The organism is Moorena sp. SIO4E2 (assembly GCF_010671945.1).
GTDB lineage: Bacteria > Cyanobacteriota > Cyanobacteriia > Cyanobacteriales > Coleofasciculaceae > Moorena > Moorena producens.
In genome coordinates, this window is record NZ_JAAHIE010000473.1 from 1 (window position 1) to 5,723 (window position 5,723).

Consider the following 5,723-nt stretch of genomic DNA (forward strand, 5'->3'; position numbering starts at 1 on the left):
TTGCATCAAGACAATGTCAAACATCTTAATGGGTAGTGCTATACCAATACCCTATTTTCGTGAATGTGGAAAAACTGTACTGTTGAAGCTTGAAAATTAGGAATTATAATATACGGTGGGTAATATCTCCATCCTATCCACCTAGCGCTACCACAAAGCCAAACATTTCTTATGGGGACAACTACAGTTTTACGAATAGGCGATCGCGTCATTAGTGCAGAAGAAATTGTTCCCCTGCTAGCTGGTTACCAATTGCTGCCACCGTTAATCCGTGAGATTATCATTGACGAGGCAGTGGCTACCGCAAGCTGCACACCAGAGGAGAAGGCTCAAGCCTATCAGCAGTTCTTGGAAAAAAATCAGCTCATTGACGAGACGGCTAAACAGGCTTGGCTAAAGCAGCGTGGTATGAATCCAGCTCAATTAGAAGCCCTAGCGGTACGAAGTATTCTGATTGAGAAATACAAACAACAAACCTGGAGTCACAAACTGGAATCTTATTTTCTGGAGAGGAAGGGACAATTAGACCGGGTGATTTATTCCCTGATTCGGACTAAAGACCCAGGGGTAGCCCAAGAAATCTATTTCCGAATTCAAGAAGGAGAAGAGTCTTTTGCTGACCTAGCCAGGGAATATTCCCAAGGACCAGAAGCTCAGACTGGCGGATTAATCGGTCCGGTTGAACTGAGCGTACCTCACCCCGCCTTAGCCCAAATGCTTCGCCTGAGCCAACCCGGACAACTGTTCCCACCGACACGCTTGGGAGAATGGCTGTTAATCGTGCGTTTGGAGAAGTTTATGCCAGCCCAGTTAGATGATTCGATGCGCCAGCGACTACTGAATGAATGTTTCAGCACCTGGCTAAGTGAGCAACTGAATCAGCAATTAGCGGCGCTAGATTAACGACTTGACTTTCTAATGAAACTAAACTCAAGAAACTAAATAGATGGCTAAAATTCCGGATTTGGGGGAAAATAGGCGGGATTTGGCTAATAGTTTGGGCTAACCGCGCCAGATGGGGAAGATTCCGAAAAACCCCTCTAGCTTGGGGATATGGTAATCCTGAAGCTGTGCCGTGGCTAAATGATCAGTAGTCTATGGTGTACGGTAAAATTTTTGTTCTTTAAGGCTAGTCTCAATAGACTTTGCCTGATTCCATCATAGCATAGCCAACTAGTTACATTTCTTGATGGAAGCGCTAAGCAATTCCTAGGGTGCGTTACAGAGTCTTTACATAAAAGACAGACCTACTATGCTTAGCATATCCTAATAAATACCCCATTAGAAGCTGTTATCAAATTTAATTAAGCTAACTAATCTCAAATTTAAGCTAAGTAATCTCCTAAGAGGCTCAATGACCTATACAACAACAATTCAAGAGTTTCTAGCTGGTATTTCTCCGTTCAATAAATTGTCAAGGACAGCACTGCAAAAACTGTCCACGAGTTGCCAACTGTTGCGCTACCGCATGGGTCAGACAATTGTGGTCAGGGATAAAATGCCAGGCCAAATCTCGATTTTATTCCAAGGAAAAGCCCGTCTCATCGGCTATGACCAACGCCGTCAAACCCCCACAACCCTCAAATTACTACAACCAGGAGCGATTATTGGCTGGGTCAGTTTGGTCAGGGGCATACCCTGTGAAACTGCGATCGCATCGGTGGAAGCGGTTTGTGTCACCATCAATGCGGCTGACTTCTTAGGGCTGCTAGATACAGAAAAATCTTTCTCAGATGCCTTCAAAGCCCGTTGTGGTCTAGTGGAAATCTTTGATCTTTTGGGAACAGAGTTGGGGCGTCGGGCTGAGGCAGAGACTGACCTCAAAGCACTTGCCCTGTTAGCCTGGTCAGACGCTTTAGTTTATAACCTGCCTCGGGGCAAGCAAATGTCAAGCCAACTCGACCCCAATCGAGTATGGTTTGTGAGTGGGGGAGCAGCCGCCAATTTACCAGTAGGGTCTTGTCTGAGTTCAGAAGCATTGTCTAGCTTACAGGTCAATGGTCATGGTGCAACGCGCTTGGTGGGAATTCCAGAAGCTATTTTCTCTGAGCAAACCGCCAATGACTCGGAAACCCTGGCTGAGCCTACCGATACAATTCCCAGTATACCTCAAGACGATATTCCCCAGGCTCCAGACCGACCGGATCAAGCTCCCGAGACGATTTACACTGGCCAGACTACTCCTACAAAATTCCCCTTTATACGGGGTAAAGGAGCAGTGCAGGAATCCTTGGCTTGTTTCCAAATGCTGAGTAAGTACTTTAAAATTCCTTTCCGGCGAGATAGTATACGGAAGGTGCTAAAAAACCAGCATGCTCGCACCGGTCAAATCTCCCTTCAGCACTGTGGTGCAGTGGCAGAACTGATGGGATTAACTGCCCAACTCGCAACAGTACCAGCTAACGCTATCAAACGTTTACCTACCCCAGCCATGCTGTTGTGGCACGATAGCTTAGCTATTCTCTATGAAGCCAGTGAACGGCAAATAGTGCTGGCGGTGCCACAGCTGGGAATTCAACGGCTTAAACCCAAAGATTTTGAAGAAAACTGGGGAGAAGGCGGGCAGGTACTTCTGTTAAAACCTACCAAAGACACCCCTACCCAGCGGTTTGGTCTGAGTTGGTTTTGGCCTTCTATCGTTCGTTACCGCAAGGTATTGACGGAAGTTTTAATTGCTTCTTTCTTTGTCCAACTGTTGGGTCTAGCCTATCCCTTGATTATCCGGGTACTCATTGACAAAGTGATATCCCAAAACAGTACCGATACCTTGCAAGTACTGGGAATTTTACTGTTGGTGGTGTCGGTTTTTGAGGGGGTTTTAATCACCCTGCGTACCTACCTGTTTGTAGATACGACCAACCGTATCGATATGGCTCTCGGTTCCGAGATTATCGACCACCTGTTGCGCTTACCCTTAAACTATTTCGAGAAACGACCCGTTGGGGAGTTGTCCACTCGGATCAATGAGCTAGAAAATATCCGCCAGTTTTTGACCGGGACAGCCCTAACCGTGGTGTTAGATTCAGTCTTTTCTGTAATCTACATCGTGGTCATGTTCCTCTTTAGTTGGGTGCTGACCCTGGTGACTTTGTCAGTAATCCCTTTGTTCATGCTCCTGACCCTGATCGTTTCCCCAATTGTCCGGCAACAGCTACGCAATAAAGCGGAACGGAATGCTCAAACCCAATCCTATCTAGTGGAGGTATTATCTGGCATTTCCACCGTTAAAGCCCAGAATATTGAATTGCGATCGCGTTGGAAATGGCAAGAGAAATATGCGCGCTATGTTAGTGAAGGCTTCAAGAATGTGCTAACCTCTACCGCTGCTAGTTCTATGAGCACCTTCTTGAACAAACTCTCGGGTTTACTTGTGCTGTGGGTAGGGGTCTATCTAGTACTAGATGGACAATTAAGCTTAGGGGGGTTGATTGCCTTTCGGATTATTGGGGGCTACGTTACCAGTCCCTTGCTGCGTTTAGCCCAACTTTGGCAAAACTTCCAGTCTACAGCCCTATCTCTCGAACGCCTCAGTGACATTGTCGATACACCCAAAGAAGTGGCTGAAGCAGACCAGGGTAATATCCCCTTGCCCTCTGTCAGGGGAGACATTCGCTATGAAAATCTCTCCTTCCGCTTTGCCAAGAGTGGACCAATGCAACTGAATAACATTAACGTCGAGATTCCAGCTGGTTCATTTGTAGGGATTGTGGGGCAAAGTGGTTCCGGTAAGAGTACCATGACCAAACTTTTGGCTAGACTCTATGGTCCAGAGTCCGGTCGCATCATTGTCGATGGTTACGATATCTCGAAAGTCGAACTCTATTCCCTGCGGCGTCAGATTGGGATTGTGCCTCAGGAAACCCTCTTGTTTGAGGGAACCGTTCAAGAGAATATTGCTCTGACCAATCCTGATGCAGACAGTGAGGAAATTATTCAGGCAGCAAAGATAGCAGTGGCCCACGATTTTATCATGGAATTGCCTTTGGGTTACAATAGCAGCGTTGGCGAAAGGGGTTCAGGTCTTTCCGGGGGACAACGACAGCGTATTGCGATCGCCAGAACGATTTTGCAATCACCCCAGTTAATGATATTAGATGAAGCCACCAGCGCCCTCGATTATGACACGGAGCGGCAAGTGTGTTTAAATCTAGCCGAAGCTTTTGACAAACGCACGGTATTGTTCATTACCCACCGCCTAGGAACCATTCGCAACGCTGATATCATTTTGATGATGGATCGGGGTTCAATAGTAGAGCAAGGTACTCATGATGAACTGATGGCTCAGAAAGGTCGTTACTATTGCCTCTACATGCAACAAGATGCTCAAATGTAGCTATGAAGGGTGAAGGGTGAAGGATTAACCATGAAGGGTTAAGCATTAAGGATTAAGGGTGAAGGATTAAGTGTGTATGGTCTCGGTATTTGCTATTTGGTTTAACCCTTGGTATCGGATAGACTAGGCTCAAGGATAAAAAAATACTAGTGGTCGGGTAGTTGGTTTTACAGAGGCTATCAAGTGAGAGCGAGAAGTTTTGGCTAACTCCCCCTAAAGTAAGTGATAAAAATGATCAATGAGTCAGTTTTTTATTAGTTACTAAATTTAATTATTCAACCAGATAATTATCTTAACATTCCGAGAAAATCCTTCATTCTTTATTATTTATCCTTCATTCTTTATTATTTATCCTTCATTATTTATTATTTATCCTTCATTATTCATCCTTTCCGAAGTATTAACGAATAGCAGGAGCTAATAACTATGAGCCCATATAATGGCAATGGTAATGGCAATGGTAATGGCAATGGTTCCAAACCAAATCCAAAAATAAACTTAGGTTCTGTGGGTACTATTAGCAAAATGGCAGTTCCTCAAGACACCAGGGACAGACGTCGTGCTTCTAATAGTCACCTCGAATTCGACCAGCCGGTTATTCTAGAACAATCGCCCCATTGGTCTCATGCCATTCTCTGGGCACTGTTGAGTCTAACAACTTTTGGTATGGTGTGGGCTTACTTTGCCAAAATTGACTATGCCGTTCCCGCCCGGGGCAAGCTAGAGCCACAAGGTGCGGTTAAAGAAGTCCAAGCTCCTGTGGGTGGAGTGGTGACAAAAATTCATATTAAGGAAGGAGAGCCGGTTAAAGAAGGGCAATTGCTCCTTTCGTTTGAGCCTAAGGCTACTCAGGCTCAACTCACGTCTCTCAATAAACGCCGTGCTACCTTAATCAGAGAAAACCAGTTTTATCAGGCTGCAATTAGTAATCCTAATTATCCACCTGTACCACCACCAGGTTTGGACATACAACTGTCCTCACAATTGCCTTCTCTGATCGCTAGTCGAAACACGGTACTAGCAGAAATTCGACTTTATCGCGCTCAACTGAGTGGAGGTTCTAAGAGCGCTAATCTTAGCCCTGAACAACGAATTCGTTTACAATATGGGACTTCTGCACTTGACGCTCGGATTGCTGAACTTGAGAGTAGAATTGGCTCCCTACAGGAACAGCTGAAACAGAATCAGATTCAACTTGCCAATGGCCGAGACATCCTAACAGTTGAGGAGGGTATTCTGACAGACCTCAGACCCCTGTATGAACAAGGGGGCTTTTCTAAGATTCAGTTCTTGAGGCAGCAAAATGAGGTCAAAAATCGCCAAACTGAGATAAACTCCAGGATTGAAGAAGAAAAACGCTTGCAAAAAGAAATTGCTGGGGTCAGAGCGA

The 5,723-nt window shown here is 45.4% G+C and carries 3 protein-coding genes; all 3 read left to right on the top strand.

Going from position 1 to position 5,723, the window contains the following annotated elements; all coding sequences use genetic code 11:
- The first annotated feature begins 171 nt into the window (after positions 1-171).
- Positions 172-903, top strand: coding sequence for a peptidylprolyl isomerase (locus tag F6K37_RS30770; RefSeq protein WP_009149356.1), 732 nt, complete (start codon positions 172-174; stop codon positions 901-903).
- A 451-nt stretch (positions 904-1,354) separates the two neighbouring features.
- The gene (locus F6K37_RS30775) at positions 1,355-4,333 is read left to right on the top strand and encodes a peptidase domain-containing ABC transporter (RefSeq protein WP_287254326.1); all 2,979 of its coding nucleotides are present in this window, start codon (positions 1,355-1,357) and stop codon (positions 4,331-4,333) included.
- Positions 4,334-4,759: 426 nt separating this feature from the next.
- Positions 4,760-5,723 (top strand): biotin/lipoyl-containing protein (locus tag F6K37_RS30780; protein WP_287254328.1); only part of this gene is annotated, 964 nt, incomplete at its 3' end.